25 protein-coding genes and 1 pseudogene are annotated in these 23676 nt (G+C 59.7%); 13 read left to right on the top strand and 13 right to left on the bottom strand.

The genetic code is table 11. The features are described from left to right. Window positions 1-74 precede the first annotated feature (74 nt). Window positions 75-806 (bottom strand): two-component system response regulator OmpR, encoded by a 732-nt coding sequence (gene ompR / locus IPI80_RS10505; protein ID WP_413859813.1) that lies wholly within the window; start codon window positions 804-806, stop codon window positions 75-77. 706 nt (window positions 807-1512) lie between these two features. Here ompR and IPI80_RS10500 point away from each other — a divergent pair. The 5 genes from IPI80_RS10500 to IPI80_RS10480 all read left to right on the top strand — a co-directional run bounded on the left by IPI80_RS10500 (window position 1513) and on the right by IPI80_RS10480 (window position 3732). After that, window positions 1513-1971 (top strand): protein kinase domain-containing protein, encoded by a 459-nt coding sequence (locus IPI80_RS10500; protein ID WP_413859811.1) that lies wholly within the window; start codon window positions 1513-1515, stop codon window positions 1969-1971. A gap of 180 nt (window positions 1972-2151) precedes the next feature. Beyond that, on the top strand, window positions 2152-2631 hold the full coding sequence (locus IPI80_RS10495; RefSeq protein ID WP_413859809.1) for an HDOD domain-containing protein: 480 nt from the start codon (window positions 2152-2154) through the stop codon (window positions 2629-2631). Between the two features lie 159 nt (window positions 2632-2790). Further along, window positions 2791-2931 (top strand): hypothetical protein, encoded by a 141-nt coding sequence (locus IPI80_RS10490; protein WP_413859807.1) that lies wholly within the window; start codon window positions 2791-2793, stop codon window positions 2929-2931. Window positions 2932-3141: 210 nt separating this feature from the next. Further along, window positions 3142-3414, top strand: a complete 273-nt coding sequence (locus tag IPI80_RS10485) for a hypothetical protein (RefSeq protein WP_413859805.1) — start codon at window positions 3142-3144, stop codon at window positions 3412-3414. A gap of 33 nt (window positions 3415-3447) precedes the next feature. Beyond that, a complete protein-coding gene (locus tag IPI80_RS10480; protein ID WP_413859803.1) occupies window positions 3448-3732 on the top strand; it encodes a hypothetical protein in 285 nt (94 codons plus the stop codon). Here IPI80_RS10480 and IPI80_RS10475 read toward each other — a convergent pair. Both IPI80_RS10475 and IPI80_RS10470 read right to left on the bottom strand, forming a co-directional pair. Then, on the bottom strand, window positions 3729-4754 hold the full coding sequence (locus tag IPI80_RS10475; protein ID WP_413859801.1) for a GGDEF domain-containing protein: 1026 nt from the start codon (window positions 4752-4754) through the stop codon (window positions 3729-3731). The genes IPI80_RS10480 and IPI80_RS10475 overlap by 4 nt on opposite strands. A 240-nt stretch (window positions 4755-4994) precedes the next feature. Further along, window positions 4995-5765: a 3-hydroxybutyrate dehydrogenase gene (locus tag IPI80_RS10470; RefSeq protein ID WP_413859799.1), complete on the bottom strand. Its 771-nt coding sequence runs from the start codon at window positions 5763-5765 to the stop codon at window positions 4995-4997. Window positions 5766-5858: 93 nt separating this feature from the next. Between IPI80_RS10470 and IPI80_RS10465 the strand changes: the two genes are divergently transcribed. Together IPI80_RS10465 and IPI80_RS10460 are read left to right on the top strand one after the other, a co-directional pair. Next, a complete protein-coding gene (locus IPI80_RS10465; protein WP_413859797.1) occupies window positions 5859-6761 on the top strand; it encodes an alpha/beta fold hydrolase in 903 nt (300 codons plus the stop codon). A 21-nt stretch (window positions 6762-6782) separates the two neighbouring features. Continuing rightward, complete coding sequence (locus tag IPI80_RS10460) at window positions 6783-9002, top strand: RelA/SpoT family protein (protein WP_413859795.1); 2220 nt, start codon at window positions 6783-6785, stop codon at window positions 9000-9002. An 18-nt stretch (window positions 9003-9020) separates the two neighbouring features. On the opposite strand, the gene IPI80_RS10455 is transcribed toward IPI80_RS10460, so the two are convergent. From IPI80_RS10455 to IPI80_RS10430, 6 genes are read right to left on the bottom strand one after another with little or no spacing between them, the layout of a single operon-like run. Further along, window positions 9021-9878 (bottom strand): DMT family transporter, encoded by an 858-nt coding sequence (locus tag IPI80_RS10455; protein WP_413859792.1) that lies wholly within the window; start codon window positions 9876-9878, stop codon window positions 9021-9023. Beyond that, window positions 9875-11332 carry a TRAP transporter large permease subunit gene (locus IPI80_RS10450; RefSeq protein ID WP_413859790.1) on the bottom strand — a complete coding sequence of 486 codons (1458 nt, stop codon included), beginning with the start codon at window positions 11330-11332 and terminating at the stop codon, window positions 9875-9877. Before IPI80_RS10450 ends, IPI80_RS10455 begins: the two co-directional genes overlap by 4 nt. Further along, window positions 11329-11811, bottom strand: coding sequence for a C4-dicarboxylate ABC transporter substrate-binding protein (locus IPI80_RS10445; protein WP_413859788.1), 483 nt, complete (start codon window positions 11809-11811; stop codon window positions 11329-11331). The genes IPI80_RS10450 and IPI80_RS10445 overlap by 4 nt, the downstream gene beginning before the upstream one ends. Then, window positions 11808-13151 (bottom strand): thymidine phosphorylase, encoded by a 1344-nt coding sequence (gene deoA / locus IPI80_RS10440; RefSeq protein ID WP_413859786.1) that lies wholly within the window; start codon window positions 13149-13151, stop codon window positions 11808-11810. Before deoA ends, IPI80_RS10445 begins: the two co-directional genes overlap by 4 nt. A gap of 9 nt (window positions 13152-13160) precedes the next feature. Beyond that, window positions 13161-13946, bottom strand: a complete 786-nt coding sequence (gene deoC, locus IPI80_RS10435; protein WP_413860399.1) for a deoxyribose-phosphate aldolase — start codon at window positions 13944-13946, stop codon at window positions 13161-13163. A gap of 60 nt (window positions 13947-14006) precedes the next feature. After that, window positions 14007-15305, bottom strand: coding sequence for a purine-nucleoside phosphorylase (locus IPI80_RS10430; protein WP_413859784.1), 1299 nt, complete (start codon window positions 15303-15305; stop codon window positions 14007-14009). A 66-nt stretch (window positions 15306-15371) separates the two neighbouring features. On the opposite strand from IPI80_RS10430, the gene sbcB reads away from it, so the two are divergent. The 3 genes from sbcB (at window position 15372) to IPI80_RS10415 (ending at window position 18644) form a co-directional block, all read left to right on the top strand. Further along, window positions 15372-16817 (top strand): exodeoxyribonuclease I, encoded by a 1446-nt coding sequence (gene sbcB, locus IPI80_RS10425; RefSeq protein ID WP_413859782.1) that lies wholly within the window; start codon window positions 15372-15374, stop codon window positions 16815-16817. 56 nt (window positions 16818-16873) lie between these two features. Continuing rightward, window positions 16874-17350, top strand: a complete 477-nt coding sequence (locus tag IPI80_RS10420) for an FKBP-type peptidyl-prolyl cis-trans isomerase (RefSeq protein ID WP_413859780.1) — start codon at window positions 16874-16876, stop codon at window positions 17348-17350. Window positions 17351-17411: 61 nt separating this feature from the next. Then, entirely contained in the window at window positions 17412-18644 is a 1233-nt protein-coding gene (locus IPI80_RS10415) for a serine hydrolase domain-containing protein (RefSeq protein WP_413859778.1), read from the top strand. 26 nt (window positions 18645-18670) lie between these two features. On the opposite strand, the gene IPI80_RS10410 is transcribed toward IPI80_RS10415, so the two are convergent. From IPI80_RS10410 to IPI80_RS10400, 3 genes and pseudogenes are all read right to left on the bottom strand, one after another. Beyond that, complete coding sequence (locus IPI80_RS10410; protein WP_413859776.1) at window positions 18671-19948, bottom strand: amidohydrolase family protein; 1278 nt, start codon at window positions 19946-19948, stop codon at window positions 18671-18673. 8 nt (window positions 19949-19956) lie between these two features. Continuing rightward, window positions 19957-20611, bottom strand: a pseudogene (gene upp / locus IPI80_RS10405) (uracil phosphoribosyltransferase). 495 nt (window positions 20612-21106) lie between these two features. Further along, the gene (locus tag IPI80_RS10400) at window positions 21107-21826 is read right to left on the bottom strand and encodes a hypothetical protein (protein WP_413859774.1); all 720 of its coding nucleotides are present in this window, start codon (window positions 21824-21826) and stop codon (window positions 21107-21109) included. Window positions 21827-21922: 96 nt separating this feature from the next. Here IPI80_RS10400 and IPI80_RS10395 point away from each other — a divergent pair, with 96 nt between their 5' ends. Genes IPI80_RS10395 through IPI80_RS10385 form a run of 3 tightly spaced genes read left to right on the top strand, consistent with a single transcriptional unit; the run spans window position 21923 to window position 23170 of the window. Continuing rightward, window positions 21923-22414, top strand: a complete 492-nt coding sequence (locus tag IPI80_RS10395; protein ID WP_413859772.1) for a putative molybdenum carrier protein — start codon at window positions 21923-21925, stop codon at window positions 22412-22414. A 13-nt stretch (window positions 22415-22427) separates the two neighbouring features. Further along, on the top strand, window positions 22428-22610 hold the full coding sequence (locus IPI80_RS10390) for a hypothetical protein (protein WP_413859770.1): 183 nt from the start codon (window positions 22428-22430) through the stop codon (window positions 22608-22610). 29 nt (window positions 22611-22639) lie between these two features. Then, on the top strand, window positions 22640-23170 hold the full coding sequence (locus tag IPI80_RS10385; RefSeq protein WP_413859768.1) for an exonuclease domain-containing protein: 531 nt from the start codon (window positions 22640-22642) through the stop codon (window positions 23168-23170). An 85-nt stretch (window positions 23171-23255) separates the two neighbouring features. Here IPI80_RS10385 and IPI80_RS10380 read toward each other — a convergent pair. Next, on the bottom strand, window positions 23256-23676 hold a 421-nt coding region (locus IPI80_RS10380), incomplete at its 5' end, for a hypothetical protein (RefSeq protein ID WP_413859766.1).

Below are 23676 nucleotides of genomic sequence, written 5' to 3'. Positions count from 1 at the left end.
TGCTGGCGCACTGTTCTGCGTATCCTCAAATTGGGTGGGAGTCTGGGTCTGGACCAATTGCGCCAACACCTGGTTCAGGTGGCCTCATCAGGCACAAACACATAACCCACACCCCATACCGTTTGAACGAAACGTGGCGAGGCGGGATCGGTTTCTATCAGCTTGCGCAGGCGTGAGACTTGCACATCCAGGCTGCGGTCAAACGGTTCAAATTCTCGACCGCGTGACAACTGTGCCAGCTTTTCACGGGACAGCGGCACACGTGGATGGCGCACAAGCGCTTTGAGCATGGCAAATTCGCCTGTGGTCAGGGCCAACTCATTGCCTTCCTTGTGCAGAGTTCGGGCGGCCAGGTCAAAAGTAAAGGTGCCAAAGCGTGCAACCTCGTTTTCCGTGGACGGCGCACCGGGTACTTCGGGCGGAGGGCGACGGCGCAAAACCGCATGGATGCGGGCCAGCAATTCACGCGGGTTGAATGGCTTGCCCAGGTAATCGTCGGCACCCACTTCCAGGCCCACGATGCGGTCAATGTCTTCACCCTTGGCGGTAAGCATGATGATGGGAGTCTGGTCGCCGGCGGTACGCAAGCGCCGGCAGATCGACAGGCCGTCTTCACCGGGCATCATCAGGTCCAGCACGATGAGATCGGCGGTTTCCCGCATCATGATGCGGGTCAACGCCTTGCCATCTTCCGCCAATAGAACGTCAAAACCTTCTTGTGTTAGGTAACGCCGCAACAGGTCGCGGATGCGGGTGTCATCATCAACCACCAAAATTTTGTTGGGTCGGGGTGCCGGATTCTGCATAAGGTGCTGTCAAATATGTAACAAACCCGATTCTGCGCGGCTTGGGCATCACGGGCTTCGTTAAACCGCAATAGTTGACACTATGTTACAAAAACGGGTGGCAATTGGCAGTGTTCACACCAACAATGGGGATCAGGCTACCCTTTGACCCTTCAAACTGCCATGCTCAAACATTGTGTCCTGTGCTGCATTTTCGGGTTGAACGCCTCGGTGGCGTTCGCTCAGGGCAACGCCTTGCCTGTGCACAGTACACACGGCGACGCGAAACCGCCGCCGCCAGCCGCTGAAACCCATGATCGCCGCGCAGCATTGCGTGAAGCGCTATTGGCCCAACGCGAAAATACACGGCCTCAAGGAAATCAACCGTCGGCTGAGCGCCAGTTGAACGACCAAGAGCGAGCAGAGCTGCGTCAGCAGGTGCGCCAGCAGAGTCGCCCATCACCCTGAAATCCAGGGTCACTGAACGGGCAACACGCCATCATTCCGCTGTCGTGCATTGCTGCGAGTGCACGCCAATTGTGTGCCGCCTACGACGCCTCTGCATGTCCAATACTCCCGCTATACCCAATACCCGCTCCATGTTGGCGACGGGTGCATTACGCGTATCGGATACTTTAGGCCGATTTGAACTACGCAAAATCCTGGGGCAAGGTGCACAGTCCACCGTTTGGTTGGCCTTTGATCCCCGTCTGGAACGCGAAGTAGCGTGCGACCGAGTAGCGGCACGGTCGACCAGGCCCTGTCGCAGTGGCTGGATGAAGTGCGCAGCGTTGGTCGGGTCAAGCACGCCAATATCGTGCCGGCCTACGAGGTCGACATCCAGGACGTGCAGCCTTACCTTGTGTTTGAGTACATTGCCGGTCAGACCCTGGAGCAGCTTCTCAAGAAGCGCGGTGCCATGGGACCGCACGAAGCGGTCGCCTTGATGATGGATGTTTTGGATGCCGTGGCAGTAGCACAGGCGGCTGGTGTCGTTCACCGCGATCTCAAACCCTCCAATGTGCTGGTGGACCCTGTGGCGCCCAATGGCTGCAACGTGGGTTACCTGTCCCCAAAGGCTGCCAACGGGGCCACGCCAGTTCCTTCCATGGATATTTTTTCTGCTGGGGTGGCGCTGGCCGAAATGCTCATGGGCAAGCCGCTGATCGAGGAGCGCGACCCCTAACGCCCGGTATACCGGGTGACATATGAGTAGCTGGCGCTACCAGCCGATGTCAACCCGGATGTGGATGACCGCCTGCGTGCGACGGTGGCCCGGGCACTGGCGCGCAATCCCAGCCAGCGATTTACCACAGCCCGCGCGTTCCTGGACGAATTGGAGCAATGGGCTAAGCCCTAGGCAACATTGGCCCCCGTAGAGGCGGGCGGTCAGAGCAGCACGCTGGACTTTCTGCTGCTCCACATTCACCACAAGAGTGATTTTCCGGCGCTGTCGGATTCGGTGGTGCGCATCCAGCGCATGGCCACGTCGGAGGCCGAGAGTGTTAACAGCGTCGCCAATGAAATCCTGAAGGATGTGGCGCTCACCAACAAACTCCTGCGCATGGTCAACAGTGCGCATTTTGCGCATCGCCGCAGCATCAATACCGTTTCGCGGGCGGTCAACCTGGTGGGGTTTAACGGCATTCGCAATATGGCCCTGAGCTTGGTGCTGTTGGAGCACATGCAGGACAATGCCCAAGCCGCGCAACTCAAGGAAGATTTTTTGCGCTGCCTGATGGCCACATCCCTTGGTGGCGAGCTGCGCCCGCTTGCCAGTGAAGGCGAAGAAGCCGCTATTGGCGCCATGTTGCAGAACCTGGGGCGGGTGCTGGTGCAGTTTTAATTTCCCGATGAAGCCAGCCAGATTCGCAACCTGGTGCAAGCCACGCGTGAACCGCAGACCGAAAAGGCGGCCTCCATCACCGTGCTGGGATTGACCTTAGGAAACCTGGGCCTGGGCATTGCCAAAGCCTGGTGACTTCCGCACAGCATGCAGCGCTGCATGCGCAAACTGGTAGATGTGGTGCCTTCGCGCGCACCGTCGGACCTTGGTGAACGCATCCGCTGGGTTGCTATGGCCTACAACGAAATAGCGGACGTACTGTGGCACTCCGATCCCAAAAATGTGGATACTCTTGTCTAGACAATTACGCGTAAATATGTGCAGGCGATGGGTGTAGGGTCGAAGGATGTACAGGCGGCCACGGCGGTAGCGCGCCTGAAACTAGTGGAACTGGCCACAGCCATGGAAATTCGGGTGAAACAGGGGTCACCGGCTGGCAGGTTATTGACCATTCCGGACGGGGTGCAAGGTAATGCATCCGCAGTACAAGCATTGCCCAGTCAGTGTGAAATGGCAGCGTTAGAATTGCATGCCACGCATACTGCACCCTTGAATGCAATGGGTCATGTGGCGGTCAATGACCCTCGTGTGACCGAAACCCTGACCGCTGGTATTCAGGATATTACCAATGCCATGGTGGAGGACTACAAGCTCAACGATGTATTGCGCATGATTCTGGAAATCATGAACCAGGCCATGCAGTTTCATCACATCATTTTCTGCATGTGCGACGCCAAGACCGAAACCATGACCTGCCGTTTTGGCTTGGGTAACGAGGTCTAGCAGTATGTCAAAGGGTTCAAGTCAACCCTCAAAGTGACCACTCCCGACTTGTTTGCCGTGGTTTGCAACACGGGCACCGACACCATGATCAGCATTGCCAGCGAAACCCGTCTGGCCCAGCGCTTGCCAGCTTGGTATCGCGCCTGCTTGAATGCTCCGACCTTCTTGCTGCTGCCTTTGCTGTTCAAGGGCGCACCTTTTGGTCTGATTTACGCAGAGAAAAAGCAGCATGGTTCTCAGGAGCTGGATGAAAAAGAACTGTCCCTGCTATGCGCGTTGCCCAACCAGGCCGTGATGGCGTTCAAACAGTTCAGCTAATCCCGCTCGACACGATTGCGCCCGTTTTGCTTGGCGCGGTACATGGCCGCATCTGCGCGGTTTAGAAAGGCCACCGGGTTGGTGATTTTGGCATCGGACTGTGCAACACCGATAGAAATCGTCACCGATGGAAGTTGTCGGCTTCCACTGCAGAACTTTGCCTGCGCGATGCTTTCGCGCAGCGCGTTGATGCGGGGCATCACTTGATCAAGTGTCGTATCGCGCAGAATGATGCTGAACTCCTCGCCACCGTATCGACAAACAATATCGCTGGCTCGTGCCCATTGCATGAATAGCGTGCCGAGCGTTCGCAAGACATCGTCACCTGCCTCGTGGCCATAGGTGTCGTTTATGCGCTTGAAGTGATCGATGTCGAGCATTGCCACGCACAGATTGTGGCCATCACGCTCGGAGCGCCGCATTTCGTCGGCAAGGGTTTCATCAAGGTAGCGTCGATTGTATAGGCCCGTCAATGGATCATGGGTGGATTGCGCGCGGAGTTGTCCTTGCAACACCAGATAGTCGTGTTCTATTCGCTGTGCATGAATGCCGATGAGTGCCAATGTTGACAACTGCACGGTTAGAACCTGGGCCAAGACATAGTAGCTCTGGAATCCGGTCTCCTGCATCCACAGTGGATCGGTTGCGTGGCCAGCAATTGCGTGCCAGGCCCGGTACAGCGTGAGTCCTCCCATCAGCATCATCCAGGTTGCAAGCAAAATTTCGTTGACCCCCAATTTTTGGTGGCTGGGACCGAGCGCGGATTCTGCAATGGCCAGTAACAGGCCCGTAATATAGAGGGAGTAAACGGTAATGCGCGCGGCAATGTCCTGCCTGTCTGAGCAGTAATAGCCAAAGACCAGAAAGAACGTCAGGAATATGCCCCATTGCAGCCAGCGGTGTTCTGATCGTCCCCGAAATACCAGCATGCCGTGGTAAACCAGTAAATAGCCCAACACCAACAGGCTGTTCGAACCCAGGAGGAGCAGCCAACCCGTGTGCGCCCCGCGCACCCCGAACATGATCGTTCCCAACGCAATTGAGACGATTCCAAACGCCCACCAGCCAAACCCTGGATAGGTTCGCTGCGTGCGCAACAGTATGAGCATCACCACACCGGCTGCCAGTGACAGCGCCGCAGTGGTGATCATCAAGGTCTTGATGTCCAAGGGCCTCCCATTTCAAAACGGGTAAGTGGGTGAACCCCCTTCAACCGATGGACCGATGCTACACGGTGTTGCCCCTCTTGTGGGCTGCCATGTCTATTGCGCTGTCCAGCCACCATCCATGTTCCAGGCCACGCCACGCACGTTGTTGCCAGCAGGTGAGCAGAAGAACACGGCCAAAGCGCCCAGTTCCTCGGGCGTTGTAAATTGCAGGGAGGGCTCTTTTTCACCCAATAGCAGCTTGGTCGCGTCGTCGTTGCTGATTTTTAGCGCTGTAGCTTTGGCATCCACCTGTTTTTGGACCAAGGGTGTGAGTACCCAGCCGGGGCAGATAGCGTTGCAGGTCACGCCGGTGGTGGCATTTTCCAGCGCGGTCACCTTGGTTAGGCCCACGACACCGTGCTTGGCCGCCACATAGGCAGACTTTTCAGCTGACGCCACCAGGCCGTGGATCGATGCCACGTTGATGATGCGGCCCCAATTGCGCGCCAGCATGCCCGGCAACGCGAGGCGGGTGGCGTGGAACGCACTGGAGAGGTTGATGGCCATAATGGCGTCCCAGCGCTCCACCGGAAAGTTCTCTACCCGCGCCACGTGCTGGATGCCGGCGTTGTTGACCAGAATGTCCAGAGCACCAAAGGTCTTGGTGGCGTGGTGGATCATGTTTTCGATTTCAGCAGGCTTGCTCATGTCGGCACCGTGGTAGCTCACCTGCACACCTAGCCCTGCAACCTCGGCCTTGGGGCCTTCTACGTCGCCAAAGCCATTGAGCACAATGTTGGCACCCTGGGCTGCCAATGCCTTTGCAATACCCAGGCCAATACCGCTGGTGGAACCGGTAATGAGGGCGGTTTTGCCTTTGAGCATGCTGTTCTCCTGATCAGTTTTGTAAATGGATGGATGATTGAATTACGATCCAGCTATGGCATCGAACCCGAATTATCAAACCTCCATTGCACCATGTCTGAACCTAAGCTGAATTACCTACCATGTCCCGATGCTTACAAGGGCCACCGCATGGCGTATTGGGAGTGGGGTTCGCCTGATGCATCCCATGCTGTGGTCTGCGTCCATGGGCTGTCCCGCCAGGGCCGTGACTTCGATACCCTGGCCCAGGCTCTGGTGGAAAGATCCGGTGGCAGCGTGCGTGTAATCTGCCCCGATGTGGTGGGTCGCGGCCAAAGCGACTGGCTGGTTGACCCCATGGGCTACCAAGTGCCCGTCTATGCGGCCGATATGGTGGCTTTGTTGGCCCATTTGGCACCGCAAACCAAAACGCTGGATTGGGTTGGCACCAGCATGGGCGGGCTCATCGGCATGGCCGTGTTGGGGCAGACCCAGTTTCCCTTGCCCATCACGGCACGCCGTTTGGTGCTTAACGATGTAGGTCCCAGCATTCAGTGGGAAGCTCTGGTGCGCATTGGCGCCTACCTGGGGCAGGTGGTGCGGTTTGAATCCCTCCAGCAGGCAGCCGACGCCATGTGGGCCATTTCCACCACCTTTGGTCCCCACACACCCGCTCAATGGCTGGAGCTCTCTCGCCACATGGTTAAGCCGATTCCCGGATCAGACAATGCAGTGACGCTGCACTACGATCCAGCCATTGCGGTGCCTTTTGCCAGCATGTCGCAAGAGAGTGCGACCCAGGGTGAGGCTATGTTGTGGGCTTTATACGATGGCATCCAGGCACAAACCCTGCTGCTACGTGGTGCGCAATCTGACCTGCTGTCGCCCCAGACCGCTCGCCTGATGACCGAGCGCGGCCCCCGTGCCCGCCTAGTGGAGTTTGCCGGTGTAGGCCATGCACCCACGCTGATCGCCACCGATCAAGTCGATGCTGTGGTCCAGTTTTTGCTAGGATAAAACGCAACCCCTGCTAGCTGCATGAAAAGTCATTCTCCCGAGCACCAGGCCACCGCGCCAGTGATTACAGCCACCGCCCAAAGTCTGCCCGATCAGGCTGATGCACTGGCACGTGCACGTGCCTTTGCAGAACCCCTGTTGGCCAGCGAAACATTGGACACCGGTGAAAACGCGTTGGTCCACGCCGACGCCGTGGCCGCAATCCTGAAATCGATTGGCGGCTCGCAAGCCATGCAGGCTGCCAGTTACCTGGTCTATGCCTGTGACCACCTGAACAAGCCTTATGAAGTCATCGCCAAGGCATTTGGCGAGAATTTTGCCGAGTTGGCACTGGAAACCACCAAACTGGTGCGCGTGCAGCGCATGGCGCGCTTGGCGCAATTGTCTGCCAGCCGTGCCGCTACACCCATACCCATGGCGCAAACGGCGGCAGCTCAGACCGAGAGCGTGCGCAAGATGCTGTTGGCCTTCTCGCGCGACCTGCGCGTGGTCATGCTGCGCCTGGCTTCGCGCCTGCAGACGCTGCGCCACTTTGCGGCCAGCAAACAGCCGGTGCCGCCCGGCCTGGCCGCCGAGGCCTTGCAGGTGTTTGCCCCGCTGGCCAACCGCCTGGGTATTTGGGAAATCAAGTGGGAGATCGAAGACCTGTCGTTCCGCTTTCTGGAGCCCGAGACCTACCGCGAGGTAGCCCGGTTGCTGGATGAAACGCGCGTTCAGCGCGAAGCCCATGTGGACCAGCTGCGTCAGCACGTGGCGCAAGAGCTGGCCCAGCAGGGCATTCATGCCACGGTGCAGGGCCGCCCCAAACACATCTACAGCATCGTCAAGAAGATGCGCGGTAAGTCTCTGGGGTTCGATCAGGTTTATGACCTGAGCGCACTGCGCATCGTGGTGCCCACCGTGCCGGACTGCTACGCCGCACTGAGCTGGGTGCACAGCCACTACACCTCAGTGCCTGAGGAATTTGACGATTACATTGCCCGCCCCAAGGCCAATGGCTACCAATCGCTGCACACTGTGGTGCGCGACAGCACTGGCCAGCCCATCGAAGTGCAGGTGCGCACCCAGGCCATGCATGACCATGCCGAGACCGGCGTAGCGGCGCACTGGGCTTACAAAGAAGCCGGCACCAAGGGTTACGCCGGCGTGTCGGCCAGCGGGGAATACGACGCCAAGATTGCCGTGCTGCGCCAACTGCTGGCCTGGGAGCGCGACCTGTCCGGCGGCAAGGGGGATGGATTTTTTGATGACCGCATCTATGTGCTGACTCCCGACGCCGCCATTGTGGAATTGCCCCAGGGCGCCACCGCGGTGGACTTTGCCTACAGCGTGCACACCAACCTGGGCCACCGCTGCCGTGGTGCACGGGTGGATGGCGCCATGGTGCCGCTCAACACGCCGCTCAAGAACGGCCAGACGGTGGAAGTCACTACTGTCAAGGAAGGCGGCCCCTCGCGCGATTGGCTGAACCCCGAGTTGGGCTTTTTGGCCAGCCCGCGTGCGCGCGCCAAGGTGCGCGCCTGGTTCAACGCTCTGGCCATGGGTGAGACCGTGGCCAAAGGCCGCGAGGCCGTGGAGAAACTGCTGCAGCGCGAAGGAAAAACGGCTGTAAAACTCGACGATCTGGCCTCGCAATTGGGCTTCAATTCCGCCGAAGCGCTGTTTGAGGTGGTGGGCAAAGATGAATTTTCGCTGCGCAACATTGAAGCCGTCCTGCGTCCGCCCGAACCGGTGCTGCCGCAGGACGAGTTTTTGTTGCTCAAGAAGCAGCGCCCGCCCAGCAGCACACCCAAGGGCGGCGTGCTGGTGGTGGGTGTGGATTCGCTCATGACCCAACTGGCCAAGTGCTGCAAACCCGCACCACCCGATGCCATTTGCGGCTTTGTCACCCGTGGCAAGGGCGTGAGCGTGCACCGGGCCGATTGCTCCAACCTGCGCAACATGGTCACCCGCAGCGGCGACCGTGTGATCGAGGTGGAGTGGGGCGGCAAGACCGGTGGAGATGGTACTGTGTACCCGGTGGACGTCGCCGTAGAAGCCAACGACCGCCAAGGCCTGCTGCGCGACATTTCCGAGGTGTTCGCCAAGGAAAAAATGAACGTGATCGGCGTTCAAACCCAGTCAGTGCGCGGCATCGCCTTCATGACCTTCACCGTGGAGGTGAGCGACGCCGGGCGCCTGGCCAAGGTGCTGGGCATTGTGTCGGAATTGAACGGGGTGCGCACAGCGCGGCGGCGCTAAAGGCTTTTTGTGGTGCCTTTATTTGCGTGCCAAATAGACACCCCAGACGGTCAGCGCCATTCCCGGTATGGCAATGCCTGAAAAGGTATCGCCGAACAGCATCCAGGCGAACAACACGGTGCAGGGTGGCACCAGGTAGAAGAGGCTGGAGACATTGACCGAGCTGTTGTGCCGGATCAACCAGTTCAAAAGGCTAATGGCGCCAATGGACAGCACCAGCACCAGCCACCCCAAGGCAAAGAACAACTCTCCCGTCCAATCGATGTGGCCGGTTTCGGTAGCCAGCGCCAGCAGCAGCGTCACTGCGGCGGTGGGCAAAAACTGGGCCACCGCACCAGTTCGCCAGTCAAAGGCCGGGCAAAAGCGTTTTTGGTACAGCGTGCCGGCGGTAATCGCCAACAGTGCCGCAATGGCGGGCACCAGGGACATCAAACCGAACTCTGTGCCAGCTTTGGCCGCTACCACCAGCCCCACGCCAATAAAACCTACGGTCAGGCCCAGCCATTGGGACCGTGAAACCTGCGTCCCCAATAGCCAGCCCGCACCAACCGCCGTCAGCAAGGGTTGAACGCTGACCACCAGACTGGTCACTCCGGCCGGAAGACCCATGGAAATGGCCATGAACACGCCGCCCAGGTAAATGCCATGAATCAACAGCCCGGATACGCCAATGTGCAGCCACGCGGTTCCGGATGACGGCCAGGGCGCGCGGGTCAGCACTGCAATGGCGGTCATGCACGCAATAACCAAAACATACCGAATGAACAAAAACGTCATTGGCTCTATATGGGGCAGCCCCAAGCGCGCGCCGATAAAGCCGGTGGACCACAGCACCACAAACAGCAATGGAAAAATTCGGGTTTGAAGTGAAGTCATGGTTTAGGGGGAGGCTGGGTCGGCTGGTCTGCCATGTCGCGCATGAGCTGTTCAACCTCGGTGTTTGACACGGGCGCATTCTGACTGGCGGGAGCCACAGCCGCATCCAGTTGATGCACTGTCCATGGCCCAATAAAGACCAGTACGGTTACCACACTCTGCACCGCCAGGTAAGGCAACAACGCCCGCAGCGTGAGCCAGATGGAGGCGTTGATTTGGGTGGAGCGGGCGCGCGCCATCATCACCGCGTAGCCCATGGGAGGAATCAGAAAGCTCAGTTGCAGCACCAGCAGCAGCAAAACGGCGGTTTGCTGGGCGTCGCCCAACAGGGCGATTAATGGCGGTGCGACGATGGGAATAATGACAAAGATCATCTCAAACGCATCCAGCACCCAAGCGCACAGCGCCACCAGCAGCAGCACCAGCGCGGCGGTCAGCAGGTGCGGCAGGCTGGAGCCCAGCACCACGTCGGCGATCCAGTGGTCGGTGCCCCACAGCCTAAACACCAGGCTGAACGTGGTGGCACCCACCAGCAGGGCCAAAAGAGCACCACTCAAACTCAGGGTGTCGGTCAACACGGAGCGCCATTGCGCGTGGTTCAGGGCGCGGCTGGCCAGTGTGGCAATGACCAGCACCACGCCACCCGTGGCCGCAGCCTCCACGGCATACACCTTGCCCAAAAACACGCCAGTCAACAGCAGCAGCGTGGCGACGACCAGCGTGGCCGATTGGGCCCATTGCATGCCGCTCAGTGGTTTCGATTGCATTTGTGCGGTGAACCGGCGCCCCTGCCACCAGGCGACGATCAGCCACAGCACCAGCACTGTGGCGGCAGGTAACATGGCTGCATGGAACACGTCCTGGGTGTTGATGATGCGCTGGCTGCCCAGCACATAACTGGAGAGGTTGCTGGCCTCGGTGTGGGCGCGCAGCATGGCGTCGCCCAGAAGGATCAGCACCAGGGACGGTGGTACCACGACACCGATGGTGGCCGACACGCTGACCAGTGCGGTCGCTGCAGCATTGTCTAGCCGCCCCAACCGGGGTGTGACCAGGCGCGCCAGCAGGGCCGAGCTGGACGCCACCGACCCATTCATGGGTGCGATCAGCGCGCCCACGCCCATGGCGGCCAGCGAGGTGCCGGCTCCAGTGCGCCCCAGCAGCCTGGCAAAGCCGGAAAACAACGTGTCCGCCACGGTGAGGCGCTGCAACAGCACGCCAATGAATACGTAGAGTGGCAGGGCCTGCAGCAGGTCGTGTTCCAAAAGACCCAGGGTGCGGCCACTGATGGCGCTCAGCACCCCCACATCCATGGCACCGCTGGCCACACCGGCTGCGGCAAACAGGCTGGCGCTGCCGATCAGCAAGGCCCACACGGGCAGGCCAGTGCCGACAATCAGCAAGCCCAGGGTTGCCAGCATCCACAGCCCTGCGGTGGGAAAGGGCGCGTTCATGGTTGCTTGGGCGGTTGTGTGAGTCTGCGGTGAGCCTGTAGCACATGGGCCACGGCCTCCACCAGTACCAGTAGGGCCAACAACACTAGGGCGATGCGCAGGACAAAGTAGCCGGGGGTCAGTCCTTCGCTGAAGATTTCCAGCGCCTTGATGGACGCCCACATTTGCGGTGTGGCGGTCCACAGCAGGAACAGTGCCCAGGGTACCACGCAAACGGCTAGCAGCCAAGCTCGCCAGATCGCTATCATTTTGGTAGCTGCATGTACTTGATTGACGAGGGCTAGATGGGTTTTTGAAACTGAGGCAGCGGTCACGGCAATGGCCGCATACAGCCCAAACAGAATTTGGGCGGTGTCATTGGCCTGGAGCGAATATGCCTGTAGCCAGTCGCGCAGGGGCCACTGGGCACACAGCAACAGAGCCAGGGGTAGCACCAACAGGCTTGCTGCGGTCAGCAGGGCAGACAGTCGGCGTTTCATGCAGCTACCCCCAGCGTGCTGCCCGCCACGGTTGCCATGACGCAAGGTTCGGCCTGCCATGGCGTGCCAGCGTCCGCAATATGGACGGCAGCCTGCACCTGTGCCACAGCGCGCTGTGCACTGGCTTGGTCGGCCGCGTGAATGAAAGCCAGTGGCTCGCCTTTCGTGACGGGTGTGCCCAAAGCGTGCACGGCGCTCAGGCCCACGCGCAGGTCAATGGCATCGCCAGCCTGGCGCCGGCCACCACCCAGTTCCACAACCGCAATGCCAATATCGCGGGTTTGCAGGGATGTAAGAATGCCGGTGCGCGGTGCCGGTACGGGCATAACGACGGGGGCTGCTGTCAGGTACACATCAGGGCGCTCCAATAGGTCCGCAGGCCCGCCCAACGCTGCCACCATGCGCGCAAACCGTTCGGCTGCAGCACCACTGTCCAGCGCGGTTTGCAGCTGGCTGTGCGCGGCTTGCGTGTTAGCCGCCAAGCCGCCCAGCACCAGCATTTCTGCACCCAGCGCCAGGGTAACGGCGTGCAGGCGTGGCTCGCGTGCACCGTTGCCGGTGAGGTAGTCCATGGCCTCGCGCATCTCCAGCGCATTGCCCACCGTGTGGCCCAGTACCTGGTTCATGTCGGTTATCAACGCCGTGGCTTTCAGGCCTGCGCCGTTGGCCACTGCGACGATGCTGTGGGCCAGTTCATCGGCCATGGCGCGGGAATCGGCAAAGGCGCCGTTGCCGCATTTCACATCCATCACCAGGGCGTGCAGGCCGGCCGCGAGTTTTTTGGACAGAATGCTGGCGGTGATGAGCGGCACGCTTTCCACCGTGGCGGTTACGTCGCGGGTGGCATACAAGCGTCCGTCGGCTGGGGCCAGATCGGCGGTTTGGCCAATGATGGCGTAGCCCACCTCGCGCACCACCCGGTTAAGGTGGGCCGTGTTGGGGGTGGCGTTGTAGACGGGAATGGCGGCCAGCTTGTCCAGCGTGCCGCCGGTGTGGCCCAGGCCGCGACCTGAGATCATTGGCACATAGCCGCCGCAGGCCGCCACCATGGGTGCCAGCATGAGGCTAACCTTGTCGCCCACGCCGCCGCTGGAGTGTTTGTCCAGCACCGGGCCTGGCAGGTCTGGCCAGGCCATGACGCGGCCCGAGTGCACCATGGCGTGGGTCAGCGCCACGCATTCATCCCGGCCCATGCCACGCAGGAACACGGCCATGGCCAGCGCGGCCACTTGGCCTTCGCTCCAGCCGCCATCGGTCAGACCCTGCACAAATTGCGCAATCTCGGCCGTGTTGAGCGCGTGGCCATCCCGTTTGCGGCGAATGATTTCTTGGGGGAGCATGGGCGCGATTCAGTAAATGGTTTCGGAGTCAACGATGGGCGTAGCGCCCGAAAGCACCGCCTCAATGTCATTGAGCAAGCCGCTGGCGCCAAAGCGAAGGCGTTGCGGCGTCAGGGCATCCGCGCCCAAGGTGGCGGTTACCAGCTCCAGATAGGGCAGGGCATCCTGCACGGTGCGGATGCCCCCTGATGCTTTGAAGCCCGCTGTTGCGCCCCTGGGGTGGGCGGCGATGGTGTGTAGCATCACGTCTGCCGCTGCGGGCGTGGCTGACACCTTGGTTTTGCCGGTGCTGGTTTTCACAAAATCGGCACCAGCGTCCAGCGCCAGCCGGGTTGCCAGGGCAATCAGCTCGGGCGTGGCCAGCTCGCCGCTTTCGATGATGACCTTGAGCGTGGCCGGGCCGCAGGCAGCACGCACCTGGGCCAGAAAGTCGGCGCAGGGAATGCTCTGACCGCGCATCAGCGCGTGGTAGGGCAGCACCACATCCACTTCATCACCGCCGGCGCTGAGGATGTCTCTTATATCGGTCAGCGCCAGGGCAATATCCAGCGCGCCAGCCGGAAAGTTGGCTACCGCCGCCACCTTGATCCTGCTGGGCAACGCCGCGCGGGCCTGCGCCACAAAGCGCGGCCAGACGCACACCGCAGCGACCGGGCCAAATGGCGTTTGGGCGCGTTGGCACAGGGCTGCGATGTCGGCGCTGGTGTCACCCGCGTTGAGGCTGGTCAGGTCCAGGCAGTTGAGCGCCCGTTGTGCGGCTTGGGGGGTGGACAGGCTGCGTAGCATGATTTCTATTGGTTAAATCGGGCTATAGCCCTCGTGAAATATACGTAAGCCACTATCAAAGTAGGAGCGTCATGGCATGGACGCGAGTGTGCCCTCATCCAGACTCTGCAGCAATTCGGCCAGAAAACCCGCCGCAGTGTCACCGGCGGCTTGCGCCTGCGCCAGCGTGGCGGCATGGGTGAGCGGCTCGTGCGACAAGCCAGCCGCCATGTTGGTGATGAGTGACAGCCCCAGCACGCGCAAGCCGGCGTGGCGCGCCAGTATGGTCTCGGGCACCGTGCTCATGCCCACGGCGTCAGCCCCCCACGCGGCAAACATGCGGATTTCGGCAGGGGTCTCAAACTGTGGTCCCAGCGCCCACAGGTAGGTGCCCTCTGGCAGGGGCGTGCCTCGTGCTGCCGCTAGTGCGCGGGCGTGCGCGCGCAGGGCGGGGTCGTAGGCGGCGCCCATGTCCACAAAGCGGGCGTTGCCGGGCTCGCCCACCAAGGGGGAGCACTGCGGGGCGTTGATGTGGTCGGCAATCAGCATCAGGCTGCCAGGGGGCATGTGGGTGCGCAGGCTGCCGGCCGCATTGGTCTGTACCAACACCTGCACGCCCCAGGCCTTGAGGCTGCGAATGGCACCGGCCATGCCGGTGCAATCGTTGTTCTCGTAGGTGTGGCGTCGCCCGGCCAGCAGGGCCACGCGCTGCCCACTGATGCGGCCTACGACGACGGCTCCCATGTGCCCTTCGACTCCTGTGGGCTCGAAGGCCGGTAGCTCGGTATACGGGACTTGTTGCGCATCCTGCAAATGGTCCACGACGCCGCCCCAGCCGGAGCCAAGGATGACCGCCACCGCAGGCGCCGCGCCAAAGAGGGCCTGCAGGCGCTGGGCGGTTTCCGTAGTGGCTGCAATCGGCGGCCATCGCGGCGGGGCTCTGCATGGGGTCAGTCCTTGGGGTGGGTGGCGCTGTGGGCTCAGGTGGTCCGGGCCAAAGCTGGCGGGCAGCAACTGCCCCAAGGTCCAGGTCTGGCGGATGCCGGTGGGGTCGGCGGCAATGATTAGCAGATCATCATCGCCAAATTCGCGTAGTTTTTGCCGGCAGCCGCCACAGGGCGTGATCACGTCTGGCCCTGGCCCGGTTACCAGCACCGCCAGTGCACGCTGGCCGCCAGCCATCAGCATGGCGCCCAGGGCGGTGGCCTCGGCACACCAACCTTGCGGGTAGGCGGCGTTTTCCACATTGCAGCCGGCGTGTATTGCGCCTTGGTCGTCCAGCACGGCAGCGCCCACGGCGTAGTGGGAGTAGGGCACGTGGGCGTGGGTGCGGGCGGCTTGCGAGGCGGCGCGCAGGCGTTCCAGAATGTCGGGGGAGAGTGGGTCCATGGCGTGTTTTTGCGAGGGATGTCGGGGCTGTGCAATAGTGTAGTGTCGTCACACACGGTAAAGCCCATGGACAGCCACACCTTTCTCTGGCACGACTACGAAACTTTTGGTGCCACCCCCCGGCGCGACCGCCCGGCGCAGTTTGCGGCCATTCGCACCGATGCCGAGCTGAACGAACTGGGCCAGCCCATCATGCTGTACTGCCAGCCAGCGCCCGACTTTTTGCCGGACCCACAGGCCTGCCTGATCACCGGCATCACGCCGCAGCAGTGTCTGGCGCAGGGCGTGCCCGAATACCAGTTTGCCGCCACCATTGAGCAGGCGTTTGCCTTGCCCGGCACCATTGGGGTGGGCTACAACACCATTCGCTTTGACGATGAGGTCACGCGCTTTATGTTTTGGCGCAACCTGATAGACCCCTATGCCCGCGAATGGCAAAACGAATGCGGCCGCTGGGATTTGCTCGACGTGGTGCGCACCGCCTATGCCTTGCGCCCGGAGGGCATTCAATGGCCCACACGGCCAGAGGGTGGTGCCAGCTTCAAGCTGACTGACCTGACTGCCGCCAATGGCCTGGTACACGAAGCCGCCCATGATGCCCTAAGCGACGTGCGCGCCACCATTGCCCTGGCGCGCTTGATTCGCACCGCGCAACCACGCCTGTTTGACTACTGCCTGGGCTTGCACAAGAAGGACCAGGTGGCGTTCGAACTGGGTTTACCCGCCGCCTTGCGCCACGCCAAACCCTTTTGGCATGTGTCGGGCATGTTTGGCGTGGAGCGCGGCTGCCTGGCCCTGATGTGGCCGCTGGCCATGCACCCGCACAACAAGAACGAGCTGATCGCCTGGGACCTGGCGTTTGACCCTGCTGAACTGGCCACGCTCAAGGCCGATACCATCCGCACGCGCCTGTTCAGCAAGACGGCCGATCTGCCCGAGGGGGTGGCGCGGCTGCCGGTTAAATCCATTCACCTCAACAAATCGCCCATGGTGGGCTGCAACCTCAAGGTGCTCTCAAGCGCCGTGACTGCGCGCTGGGGCATGGACTTGCCCGCCCAACTGCAGCGCGCAGTGCAGGCGCGTGACCTGCCCGACATGAGTGGCATCTGGCCCGAGGTGTTTGATCGCCCTCAAGCGCCCGCGCCCGATGTGGACGAAGACCTGTACGGCGGCTTTATCGGCAACAGCGACCGGCGCCGCCTGAACGAACTGCGCACCTTGCTGCCCGCGCAACTGGCACATGCCCACCCCGCGTTTGACGACCCGCGCCTGCCAGAGCTGCTGTTTCGCTACCGGGCTCGCAACTTCCCCGATGGGCTCACCGGTAAAGAAGCCGCCCAATGGGAGGCGCACCGCGCCGAGCGCCTGTTTGAGGGTGCCGGTGGTGCCCGCACGGTGGAACAGTTGTTTGAGGCCATCGACCAGCTATCCGAGACCGTGGATGACCGCGGCGAGGCGATTTTGGGCGCCCTGTACGATTACGCCGAATCCATCGCCCCCGACCGCGCCTGATCTGCGGCGAAAATGCCCCACTGAACCATTCAACCCACTCCCCTTACGGAAACCCCATGAAAATTGCAAAAGACACCGCCGTTACCCTGCGCGTCAAAGTCTCGGACTCCACCGGCAAACTGATCGACGACGGCACCCACCCCACGGTTTACCTGCACGGCGGTTACGAAAACACCTTCCCCAAGATCGAAGCCGCGCTGGAAGGACAAGAACCAGGCTTTCAGTTCACCATGACCCTGCCGCCCGCAGACGCGTTTGGCGTGCGCGATGAAGCCTTGCTAACCACCATCGACAAGAAGAACTTTCCACCCGGCGTGAAAGTGGGCGGCCAGTTGCAGGGCCGGGGTGAAGATGGCCAGGACCGCGTCTTTAACGTGGTCAAAATCAAGGGCCCTGTCGTGCACCTGGATGCCAACCACCCGCTGGCCGACCTGACCCTGCGCATTACCGGCACCGTGGTGGATGTGCGCGCTGCATCCGCCGAAGAAATTACCCACAAACATGTGCACGGGGAGCATGGTCACCACCATTGATGAGCTATTTGTTTGATAGCTGGTTACGTATATTTGGCGAGGGCTAGAGGCCGATTTGATCATGAACAAAGCGACAAATGACCTCAACCATGGCGTGGTGCACGGCCAGTACGCGGCCGGTTTTGAGCCGGTCGTAACCCGGTTCGTCCAGTCCTTTGAACGCGCCCAAGAGATTGGGGCCAGCCTGTGTGTGTACCACCGGGGAGAAATCGTGGTGGACCTGTGGGGCGGGCTGGCAGATCAGGCGGCACGCACGCCATGGACGGCGGACAGCCTGATCGTCGTCTTTTCTGCCACCAAAGGGCTGACCGCCATGGCCCTGAACCTGGCCGCTGAGCGGGGGATGTTTGACTGGGACACATCCGTGGCACGGTATTGGCCCGCCTTTGGACAGGCTGGCAAACAGCACATAACCGTGCGCCAGCTATTCAACCACCGCGCGGGCCTGGGCGGTATCACCACACCGCTAAGCCTTGCGCAACTGTGCGACCCGGCGCAAGCCGACTCGGTGCGCTCTGCGCTGGAGCGGCAAGCACCCGCATGGCCGGCCGATACCCAGCAGGGCTACCACGGCATTAGCTACGGTTTGTATGCCACTGCTTTTTTTGAGCAGGTGTGTGGTGAACCCCTGCACACGTTCTTGCACCGCGAATACCTGGACCCATTGGGTGCCGACGTTTTCATGGGTACACCCGCCGCGCAAGACCACCGGGTAGCAACGCTGTACCCCTGTTCGCGCGCCAGTCTGTTGGGCAAAATGGCCTGGGCCGCCGTGCGCGGGGGCAGCACCGAGACCCATGTGGGGCGTTCGCTTCTCCGTGGCGGCCATGCCCGGCAAGCGTTTGTGAATCCGCCCACGCCTGGTGGAATCGGCGTCTACAACCAACTGCCGCTGCGTCGCCACAACCTGGCATGGGCGTCGGCCACTGCCACCGCGCGCGGCCTGGCACGCGCCTACGTGCCATGGTCCATGGGTGGGCAATGGCAAGGCCGCCGTTACCTGGCCGACGAGACGATTGCAGCCGTCACCCAGCGCCAAGGCTGGAGCGAGCGCGACCATGTGCTGGGAAAGCCTTTGGGCTGGGCGCAAGGGTTTTTGAAAGAAGATGATGGCGTTTTTTCACCCAACCGCGCGTCCTTCGGGCACCCCGGAATGGGTGGCGCGCTGGGTTGGTGCGACCCGAGCACGCAACTGGCCTTTGCGTACACCATGAACCGTTGTGACTGGCATATCCGCTCACCGCGCACCATGGCGCTGTGCGAGGCGTTGTACCGCTGTGATGTGAACCCCTGACTGCAGGGTTCAACCGCGCCCGCGGTTCATCGGCCAACCATCAACGAGGTTTTGTCCGGCCGCCCCGGCAGGTTCAGCGCAGCCGTGCGTGCCGGTGTTTGCGCCAGCAATTTACCGCGCTTGAATACCTTGAGCCGTGTGGCTTTCAGGCGCAGGGCTTCCACCGGGTCGCGCGCTTGCAGCAACACAAAATCGGCGTGGCAGCCTTTGGCAATGCCATAGCCGTCGAGTTGCAGGATGCGTGCGGGGTTGGTGGTGATGGCCTCAAAGCATTGGCGCATGGCGCTTTGGCTGGTCATGTGCGCCACGTGCAGGCCCATGCTGGCTACGTCGAGCATGTCGGCACAACCCAGGCTATACCAAGGGTCCAGCATGTCGTCCTGGCCAAAGGCTACGGTCAGGCCAGCGGCCATCAGCTCGGGCACTCGGGTCATGCCGCGGCGTTTGGGGTAGGTATCAAAGCGGCCCTGCAGGGTGATGTTGACGCAGGGGTTGCTGGCCACGTGGACCTGTGCCTCGGCCATCAGGGCGATGAGCTTGGATGCATAGTAGTTGTCCATGCTGTGCATGGAGGTCAGGTGCGAGCCGGTCACGCGGCCCTGCAGGCCCAGGCGCTGGGTCTCAAAGGCCAGGGTTTCGATATGGCGCGAATGCGGGTCGTCCGATTCGTCGCAGTGCATATCCACCGGCAAACCGCGTTCAGCGGCAATTTCGCACAGCAACTTGACGCTGGCCGCACCTTCCGCCATGGTGCGCTCGAAATGCGGGATGCCGCCCACCACGTCCACGCCCATGTCCAGCGCGCGCTGCAGGCTCGCGGCTCCGCCTGGGGTGCGCAACACGCCATCCTGCGGGAAAGCCACCAGTTGCAGGTCGATATAGGGTGCCACGCGCTTCTTGACCTCCAGCAGTGCCTCCACCGCCAGCAGGCGTGGGTCGCTGGTGTCCACGTGGGAGCGAATGGCCAGCAGGCCCTGGGCCACGGCCCAATCGCAGTAGGTAAGGGCACGCTCGATGATGGCATCTGCCGTCAGGCTGGGCTTGAGCTCGCCCCACAGCGCAATGCCCTCCAGCAGCGTGCCGCTGGCGTTAACACGCGGCATGCCATAGGTGAGGGTGGCGTCCATGTGGAAATGCACGTCCACAAAGGGCGGACTTAGCAGCAGGCCACCTGCGTCCAGCGTCTCGGCGGCGGGGGCTTGCAGACCCTCAGCCACTTCCACAATGCGCCCATCTTGCACCGCCACCGCCATATGGGTGCGGCCGTCGGGCAGGGTGGCGTTGGTGACTAATAGGTCTAGCATGGGGCGACTTATTGCGTGCCAAAAATCCGGTCACCCGCATCACCCAAGCCCGGCAAGATGTAGCCGTGGTCGTTCAGCTCGCGGTCAATGGCGGCGGTGAAGATTTGCACATCGGGGTGCTCCTTGTACATGGTGTTGATGCCCTCGGGGCAGGTCAACAGACACAGGAACTTGATGGATTTGGGTTTGCACTCCTTCAGGCGCGTCACGGCGGCGGCGGCTGAGTTGCCGGTGGCCAGCATGGGGTCTACCACCACAATGTCGCGCTCTTCCATGTTCTTGGGCATCTTGAAGTAGTACTCAACCGCCTGCAGTGTTTTGGGGTCGCGGTACAGGCCGATGTGGCCCACGCGCGCGCCGGGCACCACCGACAGCACACCGTCCAGGAATGCCGTTGCCGGCGCGCAGGATGCTGACAAACACCAGCTTCTTGCCGTCGATCATCTTGGCGTTCATCTTCTCCAGCGGCGTTTCAATCTCCACGTCTTGCAGCGCCATGTCACGGGTGACCTCATAGGCCATCAGGCTGGAGAGCTCGTTGAGCAGGCGGCGAAAGCTGTTGGTGCTGGCCGTTTTGTTGCGCATCAAAGACAGCTTGTGCTGCACCAGCGGGTGGTCAATCAGGTGGACGTTGGCGCGGGCTTGGGGTTTATGGGTGTGCATGGGCGGGGCTACCGGTGAAAGTGGGAAGGAGTGTGCTGAGTTTAGGCTCGCCAAACTCTAACGCAATTTGTTTGTGGGTTTAAGCATTCGACAGGGCGCCTGCGAGCCCTACAGCGACATTGCATGGGAGTTGTGTGCCACGCGAAATATGGGCACGGGTTGCGGAGGATGAAGGAGGCAGTGACCGGCTATGGCAGATCGCGGGCCTTCAATCCTGCAAGCCCTATGTCCGCATCCGACCCATAGCTGACAGTCGAAGAACCTACGACTATGTCCGGTAGGCAGCTTGGAAGCTGCCGGTCAGTTCCATCGACGTTGGTCCAATTATCGTCATCCGCTAGTGGCAGCCAAGCTGAAATCTTGGTTCGATAAAATGGCTTCAATTAACAGGGTGTGCAGCCTCCTAGTCCGACAGTCAACGCTGCCAGTGCCTGAAAAAATTGGCTATCTCCGCGTTAATCTGGACTTCGCTGGCATTTGCATCCAAAGATACTTCTACGCCGACAGAAAATAGCGGTTTATCAAAGTCATTGGGACGATGTCAGCAAAATTACCTTCGAATGAATCCTCCACAGATTCTGAGCAACTGAACTTGATTTTGCCAACTTCCCACCCACTCCGCCCAAGGTTAAAACACACCTCGTAAAGGCACAGACCGGTCGCCGCACGGTGGATACGAAGCCTTCTAGAACGCTCTACGTACACCATCACCCATTCGCTATTCATGTCATTGGGGATGAGCCCGAGACGGATCAAATCCATCTGATCGTCTGTGAATATTGGTCTGTTCTGTTTGCAAATAATCGTGGCATGGTTTTCTGACATCGGTTGGAGAATCTCCAAATGCTGTTTCTGTATGGATGACAGGGTGGATGGCGGTTCAGAATATGCATTTGCAGGATCAAACGGTGGACCTTTTTGCATGGATTTGAAGAGATCCGCTAGTTGTCCGGCCAGTTGCTCCCCTTCTTTGCTTCCCCGCAGGTCATCATTGAGAAAAAAGCCTTGCCTTGCAAGGCGATCTTCTCCACTCTCATTGCCGGTGGATTTTTCTTGGTTTTCAGGTTTTTGATTCATAATTTTTGTTGAACAGGCAGTGATGGAATAGCCATTTACAGCGCCATTGAAGTAGTCACGTACGTCACGCCCGCAAACAGGGTCGAGCTTTACTGCTTTTGATCGACGGACCTGGATTTTTTGTTGTGCATACGTCAACTTGTGTCGCATTGGCACGTGGTGAAAACGCAGCCACATTGTGCGACACGTTTCGTCGCGCAGTCGGGAAACAATGCAATTCTTGAAAGGTAATCCATGAACGACACATACACATTGCCAGCAAATTTTCAGATAGTCAGCGGCGGTCAAACGGGAGTCGACCTGGCGGCATTGGACTGGGCAATCACCCATGGCATAGCACACGGTGGCTGGTGTCCTAAGGGGCGGCGGTCAGAGGACGGTCTGATTGACCAGCGCTATTTGTTGCGTGAAACCCCCTCCAAAAACTATATGGAGCGGACCGAATGGAACATCAGGGACAGCGATGTCACTGTCATTTTCACTTTGACAGACGAGCTGGATGGAGGTTCCAAACGGACGGCGCAACTGTCCGACAAATTAGGCAAACCATGGATTCATATGCGACCGGGCGTACACCCAAAATTCATGGCAAGATTTTTGTTGAGCCGAAAAACGGTGGTTCTCAATATCGCTGGAAAACGCGAATCTGCCGCTCCCGGGATTGGCGAGTTTGTTCAAAAAATGCTGAATTCCGCGTTGGAAGTTCAGAATGAATTAAGTGTTTAAATTGGAGTGAAAAATGTATCTTCGTGATTCGCACCTAAATATCATCGCCCGTATTGAAACGCTATACAACGGCGACCAGCAAATTTATAACATGCATGGCAATTTACTCGGGTCTTTCCGCGTAGTGGGCAATATCACCGTTGATGTGCATGGCAATGTCGTGGGTTTCGGCAACTTGCTTGCGATGCTGCTCTAAACCTTTTTTCAGTTGGAAAGATAAACAGTGTGATTGCATCGTCTATCCGAAAAATTGCCCTCGACACCGAAACAACGGGCGTAGATTGGGCGAATGGTGACCGCATCATTGAAATTGCATGTATTGAAATTTTTCCAGCGCAGAGTACGCCCAAGACGTTTCATGCCCTCATCAATCCTGACTGCGAGATTGACGAATCAGGAACAGCAATACATGGTTACACATGGGCCGATCTTTGCGCCAAGCCGATGTTTTCTGAAATCGCTGCCGACTTTCTGGAGTTTGTCAGCGGGGCGGAACTCATCATTCATAACGCTGCCTTTGATATCGAATTCCTCAACACCGAACTCGAAAGATTGGGATTTCCAAGTATCGAGTCTATCTGCTCGATTACCTGCACTTTGACTTTGGCCAGAGGCCTATACCCTACGCAATCCAACTCGATTAATGCTCTGTGTGAGCGACTTGGGATCAATATACCGTCAACACATCCTTGGACGATGCAGGATGCTGTGCTGGTTGGGGATATCTACATCGCACTGAATTGCGTAGAAACATGAACGATTCGAGCTCTTCAAATATTTTCTACCAGTTTAATAAGCCTTGCATCACGCGTTAGTAGCTCATCCAAGAATCTCCAGTATTTTAATCTTGGCGATTTTTCAGAGGTCGTCGTTTAGCTCCATGAACGCTACGGTATGACTTAATAAAAACTCGCTCCCATTCTCTTACTGTTTCATAAGTTGGTTTCCCAGATTTAAGCGCATCCGAATTCAGATTCTCCAAAGTGGCATACCAAACTCGCAGTGGCCCATGTAACTGTATTAATCGACTATAAAAAGAAAAATTCTTGTTCTTGTCGGCAAGTTCTTGTAGTCCAGCGTCGATGCCCGTCAAGGCTACATTTGAACAATCGCGCGTCAAATTTTTAAAATATCCCTTTGGCCATCTACCGGAAATAGTCCCCTTTGACATCTCGATGTAAACAACAGTGCTCTCAAGCTTGTTGCCGCTATCGTGTCTGTAGGGGTGGTCCATAGCCCAAATAAATACTATATTCGACGGA

Origin of the sequence: Candidatus Aalborgicola defluviihabitans (assembly GCF_016705985.1) — a bacterium.
Lineage (GTDB): Bacteria > Pseudomonadota > Gammaproteobacteria > Burkholderiales > Burkholderiaceae_C > Allorhodoferax > Allorhodoferax defluviihabitans.
Note: the sequence above shows the minus strand (reverse complement) of the source record. Positions and strands in the feature narration are given on the sequence as shown.